Origin of the sequence: Mesorhizobium sp. M7A.F.Ca.US.007.01.2.1 (genome assembly GCF_003998165.1) — a bacterium.
Taxonomy (GTDB): Bacteria; Pseudomonadota; Alphaproteobacteria; order Rhizobiales; family Rhizobiaceae; genus Mesorhizobium; species Mesorhizobium ciceri.
This window is the reverse complement of record NZ_RZQP01000039.1, coordinates 1-20,175: the sequence shown is the minus strand read 5'-3', so window position 1 is coordinate 20,175 and position 20,175 is coordinate 1. Positions and strand designations below refer to the sequence as shown.

The 20,175-nt window shown below is 61.0% G+C and carries 24 protein-coding genes and 1 pseudogene; 12 read left to right on the top strand and 13 right to left on the bottom strand.

Annotated elements, in window-relative coordinates:
- Positions 1–11 precede the first annotated feature (11 nt).
- Positions 12–974 (top strand): quinoprotein relay system zinc metallohydrolase 2, encoded by a 963-nt coding sequence (locus EN949_RS10165; RefSeq protein ID WP_027162621.1) that lies wholly within the window; start codon positions 12–14, stop codon positions 972–974.
- 118 nt (positions 975–1,092) lie between these two features.
- Complete coding sequence (locus EN949_RS10160) at positions 1,093–1,956, top strand: quinoprotein dehydrogenase-associated SoxYZ-like carrier (RefSeq protein ID WP_063167845.1); 864 nt, start codon at positions 1,093–1,095, stop codon at positions 1,954–1,956.
- Between the two features lie 124 nt (positions 1,957–2,080).
- Here the strand turns inward: EN949_RS10160 and EN949_RS10155 are convergent, their stop codons facing one another.
- Positions 2,081–2,434 (bottom strand): hypothetical protein, encoded by a 354-nt coding sequence (locus EN949_RS10155; protein ID WP_013532069.1) that lies wholly within the window; start codon positions 2,432–2,434, stop codon positions 2,081–2,083.
- A gap of 686 nt (positions 2,435–3,120) precedes the next feature.
- Here EN949_RS10155 and EN949_RS10150 point away from each other — a divergent pair.
- The 8 genes from EN949_RS10150 to pqqE all read left to right on the top strand — a co-directional run bounded on the left by EN949_RS10150 (position 3,121) and on the right by pqqE (position 10,667).
- Positions 3,121–5,022 carry a methanol/ethanol family PQQ-dependent dehydrogenase gene (locus EN949_RS10150; protein ID WP_013532070.1) on the top strand — a complete coding sequence of 634 codons (1,902 nt, stop codon included), beginning with the start codon at positions 3,121–3,123 and terminating at the stop codon, positions 5,020–5,022.
- A gap of 178 nt (positions 5,023–5,200) precedes the next feature.
- Complete coding sequence (locus EN949_RS10145) at positions 5,201–5,725, top strand: c-type cytochrome, methanol metabolism-related (protein WP_013532071.1); 525 nt, start codon at positions 5,201–5,203, stop codon at positions 5,723–5,725.
- Positions 5,697–6,590 (top strand): quinoprotein dehydrogenase-associated putative ABC transporter substrate-binding protein, encoded by an 894-nt coding sequence (locus tag EN949_RS10140; RefSeq protein WP_013532072.1) that lies wholly within the window; start codon positions 5,697–5,699, stop codon positions 6,588–6,590. The genes EN949_RS10145 and EN949_RS10140 overlap by 29 nt, the downstream gene beginning before the upstream one ends.
- Entirely contained in the window at positions 6,587–7,147 is a 561-nt protein-coding gene (locus EN949_RS10135; protein ID WP_027162625.1) for a PQQ-dependent catabolism-associated CXXCW motif protein, read from the top strand. The genes EN949_RS10140 and EN949_RS10135 overlap by 4 nt, the downstream gene beginning before the upstream one ends.
- 415 nt (positions 7,148–7,562) lie before the next feature.
- Positions 7,563–8,501, top strand: coding sequence for a pyrroloquinoline quinone biosynthesis protein PqqB (gene pqqB / locus EN949_RS10125; RefSeq protein ID WP_063167844.1), 939 nt, complete (start codon positions 7,563–7,565; stop codon positions 8,499–8,501).
- A complete protein-coding gene (gene pqqC / locus EN949_RS10120) occupies positions 8,498–9,256 on the top strand; it encodes a pyrroloquinoline-quinone synthase PqqC (RefSeq protein ID WP_063167843.1) in 759 nt (252 codons plus the stop codon). Before pqqB ends, pqqC begins: the two co-directional genes overlap by 4 nt.
- On the top strand, positions 9,253–9,549 hold the full coding sequence (pqqD, locus tag EN949_RS10115) for a pyrroloquinoline quinone biosynthesis peptide chaperone PqqD (RefSeq protein ID WP_024504366.1): 297 nt from the start codon (positions 9,253–9,255) through the stop codon (positions 9,547–9,549). Before pqqC ends, pqqD begins: the two co-directional genes overlap by 4 nt.
- Positions 9,546–10,667: a pyrroloquinoline quinone biosynthesis protein PqqE gene (pqqE, locus tag EN949_RS10110; protein WP_063167842.1), complete on the top strand. Its 1,122-nt coding sequence runs from the start codon at positions 9,546–9,548 to the stop codon at positions 10,665–10,667. Before pqqD ends, pqqE begins: the two co-directional genes overlap by 4 nt.
- Before the next feature lie 19 nt (positions 10,668–10,686).
- Here pqqE and EN949_RS10105 read toward each other — a convergent pair whose 3' ends face one another.
- Together EN949_RS10105 and EN949_RS10100 are read right to left on the bottom strand one after the other, a co-directional pair.
- Positions 10,687–11,304: a hypothetical protein gene (locus EN949_RS10105; RefSeq protein ID WP_063167841.1), complete on the bottom strand. Its 618-nt coding sequence runs from the start codon at positions 11,302–11,304 to the stop codon at positions 10,687–10,689.
- Positions 11,297–11,818, bottom strand: coding sequence for a hypothetical protein (locus EN949_RS10100; protein ID WP_013532080.1), 522 nt, complete (start codon positions 11,816–11,818; stop codon positions 11,297–11,299). The genes EN949_RS10105 and EN949_RS10100 overlap by 8 nt, the downstream gene beginning before the upstream one ends.
- A gap of 164 nt (positions 11,819–11,982) precedes the next feature.
- Between EN949_RS10100 and EN949_RS10095 the strand changes: the two genes are divergently transcribed.
- Positions 11,983–12,342: a hypothetical protein gene (locus tag EN949_RS10095; RefSeq protein WP_013532081.1), complete on the top strand. Its 360-nt coding sequence runs from the start codon at positions 11,983–11,985 to the stop codon at positions 12,340–12,342.
- A gap of 14 nt (positions 12,343–12,356) precedes the next feature.
- Here EN949_RS10095 and EN949_RS10090 read toward each other — a convergent pair whose 3' ends face one another.
- The 3 genes from EN949_RS10090 to EN949_RS10075 form a co-directional block, all read right to left on the bottom strand.
- On the bottom strand, positions 12,357–13,322 hold the full coding sequence (locus tag EN949_RS10090; RefSeq protein ID WP_224619575.1) for a DUF3592 domain-containing protein: 966 nt from the start codon (positions 13,320–13,322) through the stop codon (positions 12,357–12,359).
- 118 nt (positions 13,323–13,440) lie between these two features.
- Positions 13,441–14,049, bottom strand: a complete 609-nt coding sequence (locus EN949_RS10085; RefSeq protein ID WP_063170216.1) for a class I SAM-dependent methyltransferase — start codon at positions 14,047–14,049, stop codon at positions 13,441–13,443.
- A gap of 226 nt (positions 14,050–14,275) precedes the next feature.
- Positions 14,276–15,175, bottom strand: coding sequence for a GH25 family lysozyme (locus EN949_RS10075; RefSeq protein WP_127371385.1), 900 nt, complete (start codon positions 15,173–15,175; stop codon positions 14,276–14,278).
- Between EN949_RS10075 and EN949_RS36470 the strand changes: the two genes are divergently transcribed.
- Entirely contained in the window at positions 15,174–15,449 is a 276-nt protein-coding gene (locus tag EN949_RS36470; protein WP_164748023.1) for a hypothetical protein, read from the top strand. The genes EN949_RS10075 and EN949_RS36470 overlap by 2 nt on opposite strands.
- Positions 15,450–15,521: 72 nt before the next feature.
- Here EN949_RS36470 and EN949_RS10070 read toward each other — a convergent pair whose 3' ends face one another.
- From EN949_RS10070 to EN949_RS37240, 7 genes and pseudogenes are all read right to left on the bottom strand, one after another.
- Positions 15,522–16,310, bottom strand: coding sequence for a phosphodiester glycosidase family protein (locus EN949_RS10070; protein WP_013532085.1), 789 nt, complete (start codon positions 16,308–16,310; stop codon positions 15,522–15,524).
- Positions 16,311–16,381: 71 nt separating this feature from the next.
- Complete coding sequence (locus EN949_RS10065; RefSeq protein ID WP_013532086.1) at positions 16,382–17,254, bottom strand: undecaprenyl-diphosphate phosphatase; 873 nt, start codon at positions 17,252–17,254, stop codon at positions 16,382–16,384.
- A 189-nt stretch (positions 17,255–17,443) separates the two neighbouring features.
- Entirely contained in the window at positions 17,444–17,641 is a 198-nt protein-coding gene (locus EN949_RS10060) for a hypothetical protein (protein ID WP_027162632.1), read from the bottom strand.
- 185 nt (positions 17,642–17,826) lie between these two features.
- Positions 17,827–18,225 carry a GFA family protein gene (locus tag EN949_RS10055; protein ID WP_013532088.1) on the bottom strand — a complete coding sequence of 133 codons (399 nt, stop codon included), beginning with the start codon at positions 18,223–18,225 and terminating at the stop codon, positions 17,827–17,829.
- 187 nt (positions 18,226–18,412) lie between these two features.
- Entirely contained in the window at positions 18,413–19,369 is a 957-nt protein-coding gene (locus EN949_RS10050) for an alpha/beta hydrolase (protein ID WP_063167839.1), read from the bottom strand.
- Between the two features lie 40 nt (positions 19,370–19,409).
- Positions 19,410–19,895 carry an SRPBCC family protein gene (locus tag EN949_RS10045; protein ID WP_024504356.1) on the bottom strand — a complete coding sequence of 162 codons (486 nt, stop codon included), beginning with the start codon at positions 19,893–19,895 and terminating at the stop codon, positions 19,410–19,412.
- A gap of 199 nt (positions 19,896–20,094) precedes the next feature.
- Positions 20,095–20,175, bottom strand: a pseudogene (locus tag EN949_RS37240) (chromosome partitioning protein ParB); the annotation flags it as partial.

Sequence of the window (20,175 nt, the reverse complement as noted above, 5' to 3'; positions counted from 1 at the left end):
CGGAGGCCTTCATGTCGATCGATCGGCTAAGACGCAGGCTTGTGAGTGGCTTCGCCTGTACCGCCGCCAGCGCCGCCTTGATGCCGTGCTGCCTCGGACGAGCCGCGGCTGGCAACCTGGGATTCTCGCTCAGGCAGATCGCCGACGGCGTCTTCGCCTTCCAGGGCACGGATGAATTGATGACCGCCGCCAACGACGGTGCGATCTGCAATCTGGGCGCCGTCATCGGTACCGATGCGGTTGCCGTCATCGACAGCGGTGGCAGCCTGATCGAGGCGCACGCCTTTCTCGCCGCGATCGGAAAGGTAACCGCAAAGCCGGTTCGCTTCCTGGTCAACACCCACATGCACCCCGACCACATCTTCGGCAATGCGGCATTCCGGGAGATCGGCGCGACCATCGTCGGTCACCGCAATCTGCCGCGCGCCCTCGACGCGCGTGGCGCGTTCTATCTGCACAACTATCGCGAACAGCTTGGCGAGGCGCTGATGGAGGGGGTCGAGATCGTGTCGCCGACCAGGCTGGTCGACGATCACCTGCAACTCGACCTCGGCGGGCGCACGATCGAACTGCGGGCATGGAAGGCGGCGCACACCGACAACGACCTGACCGTATTCGATACCACGACCAGAACGCTCTTTGCCGGCGATCTGGTGTTCATGGGCTCCTTGCCGACGCTCGACGGATCACTGCTTGGATGGCTCCGCCAGATGGATGCACTCACCGCGATCGACGCCGCGCGCGTCGTTCCAGGTCATGGTCCTGTAACGGCCGACTGGCCACAGGCACTGGCGGGGGAGCGACGCTATTTCGAGGTTCTGGCGCGCGATATCCGCAAGGCGATCGCCGACGGAACGCCGCTGCGCGAAGCAGTCAAAACCGCAGGCGGAAGCGAACGGGACAATTGGCACCTGTTCGACGATTACAACGAGCGCAACGCAACGGCCGCATTTGCCGAACTCGAATGGGAATAGACGACGCCGACATGCGCCAGGCGGCCGTAAAGCACGGCGATTTGCCAAGGCGTCGCCAAAGGCTTATCCTCAACGCCAGCCTGGGCACCACCTCTCTTGCATTGGTGGAGGCATCGAAATGCAAAATCAAGCTTACTCGAGCCGGCAGCTCGCCTTGCCGCTCGCATCCGTTTTCACCGCGATCATCTTGACCATCGGCACGTTGCTCGGCTCCTCGGGAGCCGCCAACGCACAGCAAACAACCGCGTCCTCGGATAGAATCTGGCATGACTTGAAGGGCGACGTGTTCGGCGATCGGGCAATTCTGGTCGATACCGGCGTCGTCCGGATCGAAGCACCGAAGCGGGCGCAGGATGCCGCCATCGTGCCCGTCGATATCTATCTCGATCCAGCCAAGGCGCCAGACGGCATCAAATCCGTTACCTTGATCATCGATGCGAACCCTGCACCGGTGGCGGCAACGTTCCAGCTCGGCAAGGATGCCGGCGTGACGCATCTGTCGACGCGCGTGCGCGTCAACGACTATTCCTATCTGCGCGCCATCGCTGAGACGCAGGGTGGTCAACTCCATATGGTACAGACCTTCGTCAAGGCGTCAGGTGGCTGCTCCGCCCCTGCGGTCAAGAACCAGGACGAGGCCAACGCGACAATGGGTCAGATGAAGCTGCGCCAGTTCCCGCCCAAAGAGACGATGACCAAGACCGAGGAACTGCAGTTGATGATCCGGCACCCTAACAATTCGGGGCTGCAGCGGGATCCGCTGACCCAATATTTCATACCGGCGCATTTTGTCCAGAAACTGTCGATCTCCCAAGCCGGCCGGCCGATCCTCTCCATGGAAGGTGGAATATCGATTTCGGAAGACCCCAACTTCCGATTCGATTTCACCGTGCACGGCAATGGCGAAATCCAGGTTGAAGCGATCGATACGGACGGCAAAACATTTCGCAATCAGTGGCCGCTCGAGACAGCGGGACTCTGAAGTCTCGATATCTTGCGCTGGACTGCCGGGTGCTTGCCACTTGATCCCGAAAATGGAGCTCGTTCGGGAAGATCACGCCCGGGCAGAGGACGGAGCTCCATCCGGCTTCCGGATGGAGCAGGCTCTAAAAGCAGCGCACGTCGGCTTCCGACTGCGCGCGCTTCAATTCGGTACGGGCTGCCTTCGCCGGTGCGCTTTCGCGAAACAGCGCCGCGCTTTCGCCTGTGGTCAAAGACATGCTCTTGAAAGTCTCGGCTCTCTCATAGTGGTCGTAGGGAAGGATCGAGGCGATGACGTCGATCGAGCAGGAACAGCTTTCCAGCGCCTGACGTGTCTGGCCGTTCGTCTGCATGCAGCCGAGCACGTAGTCGGCGATCGTTGCTGTCGGGTAATCACCCGCGGCGCCCGCCGGGTTTGCGAAGGCCAGCGGCGCGGCAAGGAGCAGCGGCAAAGTCGAAAATCCAACATATCTGATCACGGGAAAACCTCCGGTTAGCCTAGGCGCGATGCGCCCAGTCGGGATCACCGTGGCAGTTGGCAACGTGCAGCAGAGTCAGTCAAGCGCCCATGGCTTCCGTATGCGACCAAAGGAGGAATGCGGGGCTTGTCGACCGTGGTTCCGCATGGCGGCTCCGTGGCCTGCTCCACGCCCCGACTCCAACGATCATCTCATGCTTGGCCCACTATCGATTCCCAATGGAGCACGCGCATGACCATGCCGAGACATCGAAGCGAATACCTCCAAATAAAATCAACGCTTAGGCGAAATGTAAAAATCAAAAAATAACTAAATTTTATGTGCCCCATCGTTATTTCGCGGTCATAAATACTTTATCTAACAAATACCGTCCTGCTTATTTTCTTATATTGCACCGCATCATTTACGATATTGCGGTGCAAAAACACCAGCAGGCTTTTTTGCTTGCCTAGCCTTTTACGATGACATAGCCTCACCCTGTTTCCGGCTTCAAGGGCGTCACCGTCATTAGGGAGCGGCGACAGTCTTTCGTAGGCCAAGGTGAGGTGGGCAGTAACGGTGCCCTCTGCACATCTGGCTTAGGTCGTGACACGCTGCCGGAAATATTTCCCCCCCGTGAATCGCTTGGGCAAGCCCTTGTGGGCTCAGCAAATGATTCATCACTATGAACCTCGGGAGGAATTCGGATGCGTGTACTTACGAAAGCTACCTATATTCTAACCACTGCGGCGTTTCTGTCGCTCGGCGCGGCCTATACGGCGTCGGCTAATGAGGACCTTGCAAAGCTGGCTTCGGATTCGAAGAACTGGGCAATGCAGACGGGTGACTACGCCAACACCCGCTATTCCAAACTCAACCAGATTACTGCGGACAATGTGAAGAACCTGCAGGTCAAGTGGACCTTTTCCACCGGCGTGCTACGAGGCCACGAGGGTGGACCGCTTATCATCGGCGATGTGATGTATGTCCACACGCCTTTCCCGAACAATGTCTTTGCGCTCGATCTCAAGAATGACGGGAAGATCCTTTGGAAGTACGAACCCAAGCAGGATCCCAACGTCATTCCGATCATGTGTTGCGATACGGTCAACCGTGGCGTTGCCTATGGTGACGGCAAGATCATTCTCAATCAGGCCGACACCACAGTCGTCGCCCTCGACGCGAAGACTGGCAAGGTCGTCTGGTCGGTCAAGAACGGCGACCAGACCGATGGCGGCAAAGGCGAATCTGGTACGGCTGCCCCCGTCGTCGTCAAGGACAAGGTGCTCATCGGCGTCTCCGGCGCCGAATTCGGCGTTCGCGGCTGGCTGGCCGCCTACAATCTGAAAGATGGCAAACTCGCCTGGAAAGCCTATTCGGAAGGTCCGGACGCAGACACCCTGATCGATCCCGAGAAGACCACGCAACTCGGCAAGCCGGTTGGCAAGGATTCCGGCACGAACACCTGGGAAGGCGAGCAGTGGAAGACCGGCGGCGGCACGACATGGGGATGGTATTCCTATGATCCCAAGCTGAACCTGGTCTATTATGGCACCGGCAATCCCTCGACGTGGAACCCGGTCCAACGCCCCGGCGACAATCGCTGGTCGATGACGATCATGGCCCGCGATGCGGATACTGGTGTTGCCAAATGGCTCTACCAGATGACCCCGCATGACGAATGGGACTATGACGGCATCAACGAGATGATCCTCGTCGATGGCATGGAGGTCAACGGCGCCAAGCACGACGTGCTGGTGCATTTCGATCGCAATGGTTTTGCCTACACCATGGATCGCGCCACCGGCGACCTTCTCGTCGCCAAGAAATACGATCCGGCCGTGAACTGGGCGACCGAAGTCGTCATGGACCCCAAGAGCGAACAGTATGGTCGCCCGCAGGTCGTGGCGAAATATTCGACCCAGCAGAACGGCGAAGACACCAACTCGACGGGCATCTGCCCGGCGGCGCTTGGAACGAAGGACCAGCAGCCGGCGGCCTATTCGCCGAAGACCGGGCTGTTCTATGTCCCCACCAACCATGTCTGCATGGACTATGAGCCTTACAAGGTGAGCTACACCGCCGGTCAGCCTTATGTTGGCGCCACCGTGTCGATGTATCCCGCACCTGGCGGCGACGGCAACATGGGCAACTTCATTGCCTGGGATGCGGCCAAGGGCGAGATCGTCTGGTCGAAGCCCGAGCAGTTCTCGGTGTGGTCGGGCGCGTTGGCGACAGATGGCGACGTCGTCTTCTACGGTACACTCGAAGGCTACATCAAGGCGGTCGATAAGGACGGCAAGGAACTCTACAAGTTCAAGACCCCGTCCGGCATCATCGGCAACATCACGACCTACGAGCAGGGCGGCAAGCAGTATATCGCCGTTCTGTCGGGCGTCGGTGGATGGGCTGGTATCGGCCTGGCAGGCGGCCTGCTTTCGCCTGACAACGCCGCTGCCTGGCATGGCGCCGTCGATCAGGGCCGCGCGCAAGGCGACCAAGCCGCTGTCGTTGGTACAGCTGGCCTGGGTGCCGTCGGCGGCTACGCGGCACTTGCCGACTACACGACGCTGGGCGGTCAGCTCACCGTCTTCGGTCTCCCGGATTGATGCGCTGGGAACCTTGAGCATGCCTCAGGTCTTGTGAGACCAAAGGCTTGAAGAACGAGAGCCCGGACATCCGGAAGCCATGGCCGGGCTCTCGATTCGGTTACGCACCCAAAAACACCGATCAATGCCGGTCGCGACAGCAAAACCGTGTCCATTGGCAAATGAAGGAAGCGTTTGAATGTCCGTTCGCATTGTAATTTCGGCTTTCGTCCTGGCTCTGCTGCCTCTGGCAAGCTCGAGCCTCGCCCGGGCCGACGACAGCATGGAAAAAGCCAAGGCGGTAAAGGAAGAAGGCGGCAAGTATTTGGATGCGGATGGAAATCCGACCTACAAGATCGAAAACGGAACCGTCGATTGGTACACGTTCAGCGGCTACCGCCGGTATCATTCCGATTGCCATGTCTGCCACGGACAGGACGCGACAGGTTCGAGCTATGCGCCGGCTTTGGTCAACAGCTTGAAAACCATGGATTACGCCACATTCCTCTCGATCGTCGCCGAAGGCCGCAAGAATGTCGGCGGCGGCAAGGAAAACGTCATGCCTGCCTTTGGCGACAACAAGAACGTCTATTGCTACCTGGACGATCTCTACGTCTATCTGCGCGCGCGCGCGGATGGCGCGGCGCCCCGCGGAAGGCCGCCCAAGCACGAAGACAAGGCCCAGGCGGCGAAGGATGCCGAAGCATCCTGCATGGGTGGATGACATGATCGGCCGCGATGCATTGAAGCTGCGCGTCGTTCTGCCGATCCTCGGCACACTCGCCTTGCTGCCGTCGAACGCGCATGCGCAAAGCGCCGGCCTTGGCGCGGCGGGAGAACTGGTCGACCCTGACATTCTGCGCGTCTGCGCCGATCCCTCGAATATGCCCTTCACCGACAAGAGCGGCGAAGGCTTCGAAAACAAGCTGGCCGAACTGGTTGCCGCGAAAACCGGGCGCAAGTCCGTCTCCTACACCTGGTTTCCCACGATCACCGGCTTCGTGCGCAATACGTTGGGGGCCAACCGATGCGACATCATCATGGGCTATGCCCAAGGCGATGAGCTGGTGCAGAACACCAACGCCTACTATCGCTCCGCCTATGTGCTGGTGCATCCGAAAAGCCACGATATGGAAGGCGTGGAAACGATCGAGGATCCCAGACTCACAGGCAAAACGATCGGCGTCGTTGAAAGCACGCCGCCAACCGCCAACATGGCCGCCAACAAGCTTCTGCGGACCGCCAAGATCTATCCGCTTGCGGTGGATACGCGCGTCACCCCATCAATGGGGGAGGTCATGATCAAGGACATGCTGGCACACAAGATCGATGCGGCGGTGCTGTGGGGACCGATGGCAGGTTACTACGCCAAGGAACTCGGAGCTGATGTGACGATCGTTCCACTGGTGAAGGAAAAAACCGGCTCGCGCATGTCTTACCGCATCACCATGGGCGTACGTCCGTCGGACCAGGAATGGAAGCGGACGCTCAACCGGGTGATCAGGGAAAACCAGGCGGAGATCACCAGGATCTTGCTGAGCTACAACGTGCCGCTGATCGACGAACACGACAACCTGATTACCCAATGAATGGAAGGGAGACTATTTTCGTGCTGGTCGCCGCGAGCCTTCTGGGTCTGGCCGAGCCGACATGGGCTGGCGACATCGCCGAACCCAGCGGTTTCCGGATGGACGACTATCGGGCGCCGGTGCCGCGGACGCTGCAAGGCGCGAGGGTGGTGACGACGGTGGAAGCGGAAGCGCTGTGGCGAGCGAAAAAGGCGATCTTCTTCGACGTGATGCCGGACACGCCCAAACCGGCCAATTTGCCGGCAGGGACGATATGGAGAGACAAGGTCAGAAAGGACATTCCAGGCAGCATATGGCTGGCCAATGTGGGATACGGCGCTATTTCGCAGGAGACCGCCAGCTATTTTCGCCAAGGCCTCGCGGCCAAGGCCGGGACGGACAAGTCGCGCACGGTTCTGTTCTACTGCATGACGAATTGCTGGATGTCGTGGAATGCGGCGAAACGGGCCGTCCAGTGGGGCTACAGTTCAGTGATCTGGTATCCGCTCGGCGCCGATGGATGGGAAGATGCAAACCTTCCACTGGAGGAGAAAAAACCCTACGCAACGAACAATTGAAATAAGGACTGCAATTATTCTCGATAGTTTGTTTTCAATTTTTCAAAACCTATTGTTTCATTTGTCCATTTTGAAACTTGATGGACGAGCCATTGCGTCGGTGCCCTGCAATGGTTGGCTAACGACAGGATCGGTCCCTTCGGGCTGGTATAAGAGGAGAAATGTCATGAAGAAGAACTGGAAAAAACCGACCATGTGTCAGGTTGCCGCTGGCTTCGAAATTTCACGGTATCTGCCTGCTGAAATTACTCCCAAGAAGTAGGCCGCAGAGGTGCGCGTCCCTGGCGACAGGGGCGCGCATCCCCTCGCCGCATGGGATTTCCGTGAAAGATTTTGACGCACGCAAAGCGCGCGGACTGTCGTTTGTGACTGCAAATTGCCTGCAGGTCAGAGAAGCCGGCGCGCGGGCATTTTCATGCATTTGAGGATAATCGGATCGGCGGCGGGCGGCGGCTTTCCGCAATGGAACTGCAACTACCGTCTCAGTCGTGCGGCTCGCAACGGCATGGCAAGCGTGCATCCACGAACCCAGTCAAGTGTCGCCGCCTCGGCGGACGGGTTGGGCTGGGTTCTTTTCAATGCCTCGCCCGACATTCGCCAGCAAATCGCTGCAACACCTGAATTACAGCCTGCGGGCGATGCGCCGCTGCGCTCGACACCTATTCGCGCTGTGGTGCTGACCAATGCCGACGTCGATCATATCGCCGGACTGCTCAGCCTGCGCGAGCGGCAGCCTTTCGCCATCTATGCAACGGCGCAGGTTCTGGCGACGCTGGAGGCGAATTCGATTTTCAACGTTCTCGATCCAGCGCTTGTGCCGCGGCGCATCCTGCCGCCGGCGAAAGAGTTGGCCATCTGCGACGCAGAAGGCCGCGATACCGGCGTAATGATCGAGCCCTTTGCCGTGCCCGGGAAGATAGCACTCTATCTGGAGGATAGAGACCATCCGGATGCCAATTTCAGCTCCGACGCAGGTGACACGATCGGAGTCCGAATTGCCGGCATCGGCAGCCGCGGCTCCGTCTTCTATATCCCAGGCTGCGCGCGCATCGATGCGCGGCTGCGCGCGCGTCTCACCGATGCCGCCTGTCTTTTGTTCGACGGCACGGTCTACACCGACGACGAGATGATCGTCGCCGGCGTCGGTCAGAAAACCGGCTCGCGCATGGGGCATCTGGCGATCTCGGGAGAATTGGGTTCGATTGCGGGCTTGGCCGATGTGAAGGTCGGCCGTCGCGTCTTCGTCCACATCAACAACACCAACCCCATCCTAGACGAGAATTCCGCCGAGCACGCGGCGGTCAAGGCGGCAGGCTGGGAAATCGCAAACGACGGTATGGAGATGGAATTTTGAGCGACTTCCGCGATGCAGCCAAAGGCGGACTCTCCACGAGCGCTCTCGAAGCCGTATTGAGGCAGGTTGGCGCCGAGCGCTATCACAATCGTCATCCCTTTCACCACAGGATGACCAGCGGCGCGTTGTCGAAGGCCGAGATGAAGGCTTGGGCGCTGAACCGCTATTGCTATCAGGCGGTCATCCCACGCAAGGATGCCATGATACTCGTACATGCCGAGGATCCAGCGTTTCGTGCCGCGTGGCGCAAGCGGATCGAGGATCATGACGGCGAGGACGGCTGGAGCGGCGGCATCGCGCGCTGGCTGTATCTGGCAACTTCACTCGGCCTGGACGCCGAGGCCGTGAAGAGCGAAAGGCTGGCACTGCCGGCGACACGCTTCGCGGTGGGCGCTTACCTTTCCTTTTGCACAAACCGGACGCTGTTCGAGGCGGTCGCGTCCTCGCTGACCGAGATGTTTTCGCCACTCATCATCGGCGAGCGGGTGCCGGCAATGCTGGCCAAATACGACTACATCACCGAGGATACGCTTGCCTATTTCAAGCAACGGCCCGAACAGGCCTCGCGTGACGCCGACTTCGCCCTTGCCTACGTGCTCAGCCACGCCGATACGGCGGAGCGCCAGCAGCAGGCAATCGATGCACTGGTGTTCAAATGCGATATACTCTGGGCCATGCTTGACGCGCTTCAACACGCCTATGGCGAGCGGGGAAACATACCGCCCGGCGCCTTCCAGCCCGAGGCAGCCCTATGACGGCGCTGCGCGAAAGAGCTGTGGTGTCGTTGCGATCGGTACCTTCGCTGCCGAAGCACGTGCGCATACAATACGATCCCTTGCGGCAGGCATTCGCCGTGCTTTCACCGGAAAAGATATTCTGGCCGAACGATGTCAGTCTCGACATATTGCGACGCTGCGATGGACGGTCCACGGTCGGCGACATCATTGCCGGCCTTGCCGCCGATTATGAGGCCGAACAGGAGGCCGTGGCGACCGACGTCATCGCCTTCCTGCAGGAATGGTCGGACAAGCTGCTGGTGAGGCTATGAGCACGCCCCTCCTCCCTCCAATCGGCATGCTGGCGGAACTGACGCATCGCTGCCCGCTGCAATGCCCTTATTGCTCCAATCCGCTCGAACTGCTCAAGGCCAATCGCGAACTCGACACAGAGACCTGGCTCGCCCTGTTCTCGGAGGCCGCCGATCTCGGAGTGCTCCAGGTGCATCTGTCCGGTGGCGAGCCGACACTGCGCCGCGACCTCGAGCAATTGATCGCCGGGCTTGCGGGGCGCGGCGTCTACACCAATCTGATTACCGCGGGCGTTGGCATCGTCGAGGGCCGTGTCGAGGCATTTGCCGAAGCCGGTCTAGACCATCTGCAACTGAGCTTTCAGGGCGCGCGGCCGGCGACCACGGATCGCATCGGCAACCACAAGGGTGCCCACGAAAAGAAGCTGGAGACGGCACGCCGCGCGCGCGCGGCCGGTCTGCCTCTAACCATCAACGCGCCGATCCATCGCCATAACATCGAGGAGGTGCCGGAATTCATCGATCTCGCCCTTTCGTTGGGCGCGGAGAGGCTCGAGATCGCCAATGTGCAATATGCCGGCTGGGCGTTAACCAATCGCGATCAACTGATGCCGGAGCGTGAAGCGGTCGATAGGCAGGCGGAGATCGTCGCGGAGGCACAGGAGCGGTTGGCCGGCATCATCAACATCGATTTTGTGACGCCGGACTATTTCGCGATCTATCCCAAGCCGTGCATGGGCGGCTGGGCGCGGGACGCCTTCATGGTGACGCCTGACGGCACCGTACTGCCCTGCCATGCCGCACAGACGATCCCGTCGCTCAGCTTCGAGCGTTTCGAACCACGCAGGCTGTCCTCGATCTGGGCCGATTCCCCGGCGTTCAATGCCTTTCGCGGTACGGACTGGATGCAGGAGCCATGCCGCGGCTGTGAGCGGCGCGAGATCGACTGGGGCGGCTGCCGCTGCCAGGCGATGGCGATCGCCGGCGATGCCGCTGCAACGGACCCGGCTTGCGCGAAATCGCCGATCCATGCTCGCATGGCAATGCTGATCGACGAAGCCAAGCGCATTGCCACAGTTCCTTCGAGAGAAGAAGCATTCGTCTACCGGCGGATCGGTGCGGTGACCGAATCCGCCTGACCTGGCGAGAAAGCGCTTCTCACCCCCTCGGCAAGACGCGTAGCGTCTGCTCGTCAAACAATGGCTCGTCCTGGCCGATGCGCACAAAAAGCAGGCTGTACCCCTCACCCGCGGGCACCTCGAAATACTGCATGCCGTCAGGCATTTCACCCCAGTCGCCGCAGGGCGGTTCGGGAATCTCGTCGGAGCTGGCAAGTGCTTTCAGCTCTTTCGCATAGGCGGCGTCGGGGCTGAATGTGTAGCGTTTGACGCCGGCGGGTACCGTGCCCTCGGTGTAAGGCGCCAGCACACAGCGGGCGCTGACGGCCTTGTCGGTCTTTTCCAGGAACAGGCGCTGCAACGCAGCCTCGGCGGTTTCGCCAGGCTTGATGTCAAAGACCTCGACAAGAGGGTCAGCCGCGCCGCCGTCGCTGTATTTGATGGCGAGCGCTTTGCCGGCGAATTCGAAATGGATCTGGCGGAAGCCGAAATCGCAGCGCTGCGTCCAGGCGGCCAGCCCGACAGTTTTGTCAGACAATTTTTCCCAGGCGCATTTGTCGATGGGCGGGCGCGACGGCGCCGGCTCGTCCGCCATGGCTGGTATCGTCGCGGATGCAAGCAGGGCACTGGCCCAGATGGTCGATCGCACGCTATTCATCGCTGCATCCTGTTAAAATGAAGGCGTCCCAGGCCGAACCGCCTGGATTGGCATTGGCGAAATCGGCTCCTTCGGTGAAAGCCACGCCGAAACCGGGCAAGAGCAGCCCTCTCGGCGCCGGTGTCGCTTCGCGCGAATTCAACTGCTCGGCGCCGCCGCCGGTCAAGGCATAGACCTGGCCCTCCCATAGCCTGCACAATCCGCTACCGTCCTGCAGGCCGCCTTCCCGGTCGTCGTCGGTGCAGGCGTGGCGAATGGTGCCGAGCGGGAAGGAATTCTTGCCGTTGGTCCAGGTGATGTCGGCGGGCAGGCTCGTGCCGGCTTTGGGCACGGCCAGCGAAAACACTTCGGCCGTCAGCGCCGCCGGCTCGTTGGCGAGCGGCCGGAATTGCACGACGGCACCCGAGCGCGGCTCCTGATAGGTGGCGTGACTCAGGAGGCATTCTTTTGCCAAGGCCGCCTGCATCGGGCCGAGCAGGCCCAGGAGGAAAAAGGCCAGTATGCGGGTGATCATCCAATGTCTCTGGGAAAGCGTTGAGTCGGCCCGCACAGTCGCATCATCCGCGCAAAAGCATAGCAAAATCCGGAACGGCGGCGTTTGTCCGCTCCTGGACAAAACTTGTCCACGCAAAATCCCACCAGCCTGTATGGTCGAGCGCACTGATCGAAGGAGTGGTGATGCGGCGTTTGGTGATGACGACGGCAATATCCGCATTCGCCGGTGGCTCCGCGCTGGCGGCGCCGCCTTATGTTGGGACATGGTCTAGCGACAGGCTGAACTGCCACGCGGCTCCCGACATCCAACGCGAGACTGTGTTCACAGTGGACCAGGCGTCGCTGTCGTTCCCCGATCTCGGCTGCGAGCAGGCGACATTTCGCAAAAGCTCGACCGGTTGGGTGGTGCATGCCAGCCAATGCTACGGTTCCGACCCGTCGATCGAGGAGCCGTTCGCGCGTGTCATCCATATCGTCAGGCATGGGGCCACGCTGCGGTTCACCTGGCCTGGCTTCGACAGCGGACCGCTCGTCCGCTGTTGAAGGCGTCCGGCGCCTCAGACCAGGCCGACCAGAAAGGCGGCGCCACCGAGAAAGCCTGCCGAGCAGATCCATAACAGCCAGAGCCCCCGTACCCGGCATTCCAGCACCGCCGAGCCGGGGTTGGCGGGGTCATAGTGGACGTCGACCTTGCTGCCTTCGACATACTGCCGTGCCTGGCCGCCGACGAGGCCGGGCAACGAAGCCGTCACGGTTCCGCCGAAGGTCACACGATCGGCGCTGTAGCGCTGGCCGGCGACGTCATAGGAGTAGACGATGCGGGATTTGAAGACGGTGCGCCAGCGACCATGGCCAGAATGGTTTCGGAGCGCCTGCAGGCCCGAGTTATCGATGCGGCCGGCAGTGACCGGCCATTTTGCCGCCTGCTCGGCCAGCGATCTCTGGACGAAGCCCATGCGCAAGGCAAACAGGCCCATGAACAGCAGCAGCGCTCCCGCGCCGAGGTTTTGCGGCTTGGGCAAATGCGGCCTGATCGCCTCCAGGACGCCGCCGACGGAAAACACCAGCACAAGCGCGCCGACCACCAGCCCGGCCGAGAGCTGGATCATGAACTTGAAGGCGCCTTCGGGCATGGTGCGCTCGATCACGGCTTTGCTCGGATCGGCCGGATTGTAGAAGACAGTCACCTCCGCGCCGCGGGGAAACTGGGCAAGGGTTTCGGTGACTTCGAAATTCCCCAAATTCTCCTTCACGCTGTAGCGCGAGCTTTGAAATTTCTTGCCGCCGACCTTGTATTCGAAGGTGATCGCCGGAAAATTGCGCATTTCGGTCGTATCAGTGCTGTCCGAACCAACGCCCGAGCTTCTGACCTCGCGTGCCTCGACGCGCGACGAGATGATCTTTCCCGGCGTCGGCAGCCAGCGGCTGAGTGCCTTCACCTCTCGCCATTTCATGAAGGTGATGAACGACAGCGCGCCCGCGACCACGCAGGCAAAGCCGACAAGCATGATCTTGAGTTCCAACTCGTCTCCCCCCAGGAGTGCAGGAACCCGCACATAGACAGCATGGCGGCGGCAATGTCTTGTATTTTCGCAAATCTGAAAAGGCTGAGCAGCGCAAACGGCAACAGCCCACGCCGCGTTATGCAGGCTTCACGGCCAGGAACGTGTTCCATTCTTCGCTATTGCGGCCGACGTTGAAATCGTCCCTGATAAGGACCAGCCCGGCGCCTTCGAGATGGGCGGCGAAGTCGTCCCTGCGCCAGTAGACCATGTGATATTCGCCTGATCTCTCGCCGTCGCCATTGCGCATCGAGACGAGGAAGGCGCCGCCCGGGCGCAGCGACCCGGCTATCTTGGCAAGCACCTGGTCGGTCTGGTCGCGAGGCACGTGGATCAGGACGCATAGGGCAAGGACCGCGTCGTAGGGGCCGCCGAGATCATCGGTGATGAGATCGAGCAACTCGCCATGCTTACCACGCGCGGCCTGCAGCTCGAGAAACCGCTTGGTGGCGTCGGTGCGCCGAACCTTGACGCCCAAATTTTCCAGAAAATCCGCATCGTATCCGGCTCCGGACCCGACTTCCAAAATCCGGCCACCTGTGCCGGCGATTGCCACCAGGCGCTTGAGCGATGCCTGCTCCCTCTCGTTGGGAACATGGCGCACGATGGCATCATATTGTTCCGCATAATCCTCGTAAGCGCTGATCGTTTGACGGCTCTGTGCCAGAGCCTCCGATGACACACCCATCTTTTCCTCCCATGCGTCCTTGTTGGTCAAAGAGCCAGGCACTTTCCTCAGCGAATGCTGCCGGCGGAAGCGTGTCCATCGAGCAGTCCGATATCGCGCTTGAAATGGTCCGACAGCGCACGCTGGTCAAGCAGGCCGCGTGAGCGGGTCCTGAAGGGAGCGGCGAAGAGGTCGAGGATCGGCGGACACCCGAGAAAGCGAACGACGCCAAGCCTGATAGCTTGTCTCAGTTGGCGTCGGCTACCGTCTGCCGGCCCCCGGCCCAGGCGCGCCATTGCCGTTCGTCGCCATGGAAGACATTGAGGTCTATGCGGCCAGTGACGCCGTGCGACAGGCCGGAGCCGGAATACTGCCAGAACAGCCATTTGCGACCGGGATAGACCTTTGACGGATGCTGGGCGACCGCACGCAGCCAAAACGGATAGTCGAGGAATTCGCCCCTGAGATTGTCGCGGTAGAAATCGGGCGCGGTGTAGATGATGGGCCGCTGGCCGTAATAGCGCTCCAGCTTGTCCATGAACACCTGCATCTTTTCCAGCACCTTTTCGCGCGACGGCCGCCGCTTGCAGCTGGACTCGCCGTTCCACTCGACGTCGATCACCGGCGGCAGCGCGCCTTCGACCCTGGGCACGTTGCGGATGAACCAGTCCGCCTGCTCGCCCGCCGTGCGGCACCAGTAGAAGAAATGGTAGGCGCCGCGCTTCAAGCCGGCGGCGTCGGCGTTGCGCCAGTTTTTCATGAACATCGGATCGAGGTGGTCGCCACCGTCGGTCGCCTTGATGTAGGCGAAGTTGGCGCCCTGCGCCCGCAGCTTGTCCCAGTTGACGTTGCCTTGCCAACGCGAGACGTCGACGCCGTGCACTGCAAGGCGGCGAGGCGAACCCTTGCCGAAATTGATCGGCTTGGCGTCGCGAAAACCGTAACGGGTGAGCGGCCCGGCAAGCATGGCCGGTGCCGCGCGGGTCAATAGCTTGGGCGGCGACACCAAGGCTGCCGGCTCGACCGGCAGCCCGCCGATATCAGGCACTTGGGGATCAGGCGCATCAGGTGCGGCAAACACCCCCGTCTCTTCCTCCTCCGCCAAGCCGAACGGGCGCGTTTTTTCCCCCGGACCGTTGTCAGACATGGGAGCCAATCCGGCCCTTGCCGCCCTGTTGCCCCTTGCCGCCGGAGCAGCGGCGATCGGTGCCGGCGGCCGGATCACGGAACTGGTGGTCTCGTTGGAGGGTTTCTGCAAATCCAGCGCATCGACGCCGGCCGTTGACGAGCAGCCGGCAAGGCATAGCGATGCTATCAAAAAACTGACGACGCCCGGAATCCGCATCTGGACCTGTACTCAAAACACAACAGACCGAGGGCGAAACGACAGCCGACGGACAAACCGGATCAGTTATGAATGAGAAATTACCAATAAAGTTTGAATCAAGTTTTTTTCGCCATACCGCATGCGGGTAAGCGCGGTGGAAACTGGCTCAGGATTTCCTGAAGACGCCGATCATCGGCCCGAGATTCCAGTAGTCGTCTTTGCGGCCGATGGCAGGCGCAAACAGGCTGGATATCGTGCCGTCGAGGAACAGCGCGTTATCGCAACCGAGCGCGTCGCGGAAAAGCCGGGCGAAGGCATGGAAGGTCACCGTGCCATTCGAAATCGCAAAGACCGCGACGCCATCCTTTCGCACCCCGACACCGTCGCGGGTTTTCCGCGAAGTGCCGTCGGCCTGGAATTTCGGATGCAGCTTGCCGTCGATCACCAGCATCGGCCCCGATTGCGTCGCATAGTCGACGGTCGGGCGCCTCTTCACGAAGTCCCTGGTGGCGCGGACCGCGGCCCTGCCGTCGCGTATGTAGAAAATGCCGTTTGGCTGCAGGGAAAAGTTGCCGCTTCCCGAACCCGTTTTCACCGACGCCATCTCCTGGCCGCGCTCGACATAGAGACCGACCGGCGCGAGGTTCGGGTGATACATGCCGGCATTGATGCCGAACAGCATCGTGCGCCCGATCGCCTGTTGCGCGGCATGCAGATTGTGCAGCGACTGAAACGGCTTGCCCGCCGCATCCTTCCAGAACAGCTCGAGCTGATATCGTTTCGGATCGACCTCGCAAACGAGATAGCTGGTCGCCTCGAAGGTGAAGTCCCGGCATGGTGGCAGCGAGACAACCCACTGGCCGAACGACGCGCCAAGCGCCGCCACCGACGGCAGCGCCCCCTTGGCCATCGCCAGCAACAGTGGCACCGATTGCAGGAGGGTCAAAAAATCCATGTGCGTACCGGAATCGAAGTTCGAGGTCCGGTACGGATATAGCCCGTTTCAAGCGATACTGTGGAACTGCCTTAGACGAGCCATCCCATGGCGACGCTCGACAACAAGACGATGCCGAGCAGGCCGCGATAGATGACGAACGGCCAAGCCGAGAAACGCTCCAGCACGCGCATCAGCCCCCATATGGCGAAGAAGGCGGAGATCGACGCGACGACCAGCCCGACAGCAAGCACCGACCAGCCATGGGCGTCGAGATGGACCTTGTGCAGTTCCCAGAGTTCCTTGAGGCCGGCGAGCGCGATGGCAGGCAGCCCGAGCAGGAACGAGAAGCGCGCCGCTTCGGCCCGTTTGAAGCCGAGCCCCAGTGCCGCTGTCAGGGTCGAGCCCGAGCGCGAGACGCCGGGGACAAGCGCGCCGATCTGGGCGATACCGACGAGCAGCGCATCGGTCAGCGACGCATCGCCCATGCTGCGCCGGTGACGGGCAAAGATCTCGGCCAGCGCCAGCAGGATCGCCATGGCGATGCAGGCCCAGCCGATCACCGTCAGGCTACGCAGCGGCGAATTGCAGGCGTTGAGCAGGCCCGACAGCGCAACGCCGGCGATGACGATGGGGATCGTCGCCAGCACGATCCAGAGCGCCAGCTTGAAATGCCGGTCGGCGAAATCGCGTCGCGCCAGAGCGTCGAGCGATCCAAACAGGATATCCCTGACGTCGCTCCAGAAATAGCTGACCACCGCGGCAAGGGCCGCAAGCTGCATGGCGGCGGAGAAGGCGGAGCCAGGATCCTGCCAGCCGAGCACGGCCGGCACGATGCGCATATGGGCAGTCGAGGAAATTGGCAGCAGTTCCGTGATGCCTTGCACCACGCCGAGGAACGCCACCTTGGCGAACCCCAGGCCGACGAAGCCCGTGTCGAGGCCTTGGGTGCAGATATCGGCCAAAATCGAATTCCGTGCATGAGAGATCGGAGTTGCGTGGACCGACCATCGGTCAATCCCGGGCAAGCCTTATCGTCATGGGCCGGATAATCAATTTACGGATTTGTAAGCTGGCACGCCGAGGTGCACGCCGTTCGAAAACCGGCCCACCTTGGGGCCGGCTTGAGGCACACAGGGAAAATCGCAAAGCGACTACGGGCAGAGCCAGAGTTTCTGGCATGTCCTGGCGATCACATGCGCCGGCGGCACTTCGGGCTCATCGGTCGAAGGCCGGCGAGCCCGTTCGAGCAGCATGCGCACCTGTTCGGGACGCACACGATCGCGCTCCATCACAAGCAGGACCATCGGATCTCTCAAAAGCTCGTCCAGGGTGCTGATGCTGTCGTTCATCCGTCGTCTCCTCGAATGCCGTACCCGCGACCCTTAAATAGGACGACAAAGATGGCTCGCCAATGACGCTTTGCCGGCTATCTCGTGTCGATTTGGATTAAATTTTGGCCATGCTTGCGCTCTTCCCTTCCCCTGGCGCTGCGCGTCGATCCACCTTCTTCCACAACAAGGGGAGAAGGGAAAAATTAGCCTGGCGGAGGGGCGCCTTCGTATTTCGGCAGGCCGTCATCAAGCACCAGCCAAGGCTGCTTCGAGGCCGTGAAAATATGCATTTGCGGCTTGAAAACCGTGGGATCGTCGAGCGAACCGGTGGTGATGCCGATAATCCCTGCGGAATCACGTCGGGAGAACAGCGTTGTGCCGCAGCTCGGGCAAAAGCCGCGCTTGAGATCCGGTGAAGAGCCTATAGTCGCCAGCGGCCCATCGATCGTCACGTCCTCGATGCGAAACAGCACGCGTGCGTTGAAGGCGGCGCCGATCGCCTTCTGGCAAAGCCGGCAGTGGCAGACGCGTTCGTTGATGGGAGCCGCGTCCGCGCGGTAGCGCACCGCCTTGCACAGGCATCCGCCCTCATATCTTGCCATTGTCTGGATCCACTGGTGGGAGAGAATAGGCGCGCAACGTATCGGCGGGGCCGATTGGGTCAATTGAAAAGCTTTGATGCAATGTCATCGCTTGTGCTGATGCGAGTTGGGATGAAGCCATGACGCCGAAAGCCGTCATGGAGCCACGGAATGCCGGCTGCCCGCCAACAGCCGGCGGTTTTGGCGTTCACTCCATTTCGCCGACGACCTCGTCCCAGGTCTTGACCTTGGTCTGGCCGTTTAGGAACGGCAGCGCGGCGGCCGTCAGCTCCGGGGCGAAGAAGACATCGTAGTGGGTGCGGTTGGGCAGGATCGCCAGGCGGTTCTGCGACAAGTTCTCGCGCATCCAGCCGGCGTCCTTCAGTCCGCCGCCGAGCATCTGATAGAACTTGATCTCGTGTTCGGGCTTATACATATCGCTGTCGCCATAGACCAGCATGACAGGCATCTTCAGCTTGGCGACATCGGCCGAGTAATCGCGGTTCTGACGCATGAAGCCGCCCAGCGCATCGAGGAGCTTCGGGAACTCCTCCGGATGTGGCGCCACCGCGACGTAGGATTTGTACATCGGCGTGTCCTTCATGAACTCAGCCGCGGCTGCGCTCACCTGTGCCTGCTGCGGACGCATCTCGTCATAGAAGCCGTCCGTGGCGTAGCCGGTCGATACCAAGACGAGGCGGCGCACCGCTTCGGGATGCTGGACGGCCATGCGGAAGGCGACGCCGCCGCCTAGCGAATAGCCCATGACATCGACCTGGCTGTAACCGAGCGCCTTGACGATGGCGGCCATGTCGTCGCCCATCGCCTCCACGGTGAATGGTCGGTCACCCAGCGCGGTGCGGCCGTGACCCTGCAGGTCGACGCCGATGACGGTGCGGTTTTCGGCAAGTTTCGGCAGGATCGGCGCGAACATATCCGTGGTGCCAAGACCACCATGCAGCAGAAGCAGCGGCTCGCCCTTGCCATAGATTGCATAGTAGTAGTTCAGGCCGTTGATCGTCAGAAGGCCGGACTTTTCCGGCTTCGGCAGTGCATTCGTTTCAGTCGTCATGGCAGGTTTTGTCTCCTCTGCATTGATGATGCCCGGGCAGGCAAGCAGTGCTGCGGCCGAAGCAAAAATGGCGAAAAACAGGGTTTTGAACATATCGATCTCCTCTCCTGTCGATATCAAGGCGTTATGCGGATCAAAGCGTTTTGGCGAGTTCTTCGAGCTGGTCGGCGCACTGTCCCCAGCCCTCGTGGAACCCCATCTTCTCATGCTGTTCGCGGTCGGCGACGCTCCAGTGCCTGACCCGAGCGATGTAGCGGGTCTTGCCGTTGCCCTCGTCCTCGAAGGTCAGCGCGACGGTCATGAACGGCTTTTCCGAAGGCTGCCAAGCCTCAGTGTAGGCGTCGGTGAGGACGATCTTCCTGCCGGCAACGACTTCGAGGAAGACACCTGGGTTGGGGAACTCGTTGCCGTCCGGGCTGGCCATGACGACAAGGCTCGAGCCACCGGCGCGCACATCCATCTCCGCGCGCGGCGTCGTCCACGGTTTTGGAGAGAACCAGCGCGTGATCAGTTTCGGATCGGTCCAGCAGCGATAGACGTTCTCGCGCGGCGCATCGATGATGCGGGCGAGAACCAGTTCGCGGTCGTTGGTGGGGGCGATGTCGAGCTTGGTGGTCATGATGGCGTCCTGCGTTTGATCTGGCTTCCGTCCCAAGGACGAGCCGATGAACCGCAAGCCGACATCGGCCAGCGAAAATTTTGCGACACCGTTTCGATTGACCCGAGGCGTCACTCACCTTCGTCATCCACGGGCGGAGCACGAACGCAGCTCCGTCGCGGAGACCCGAGGATGACAAAGTGATCGATGGGCCAAAGCCTTAGTGGCGCTTGGCTTGCACCAGATAGGCCTCGATCTCGGTCTCGCCGAGCCACTTTGCCGCTTCCAGCCGGTGCAGGCC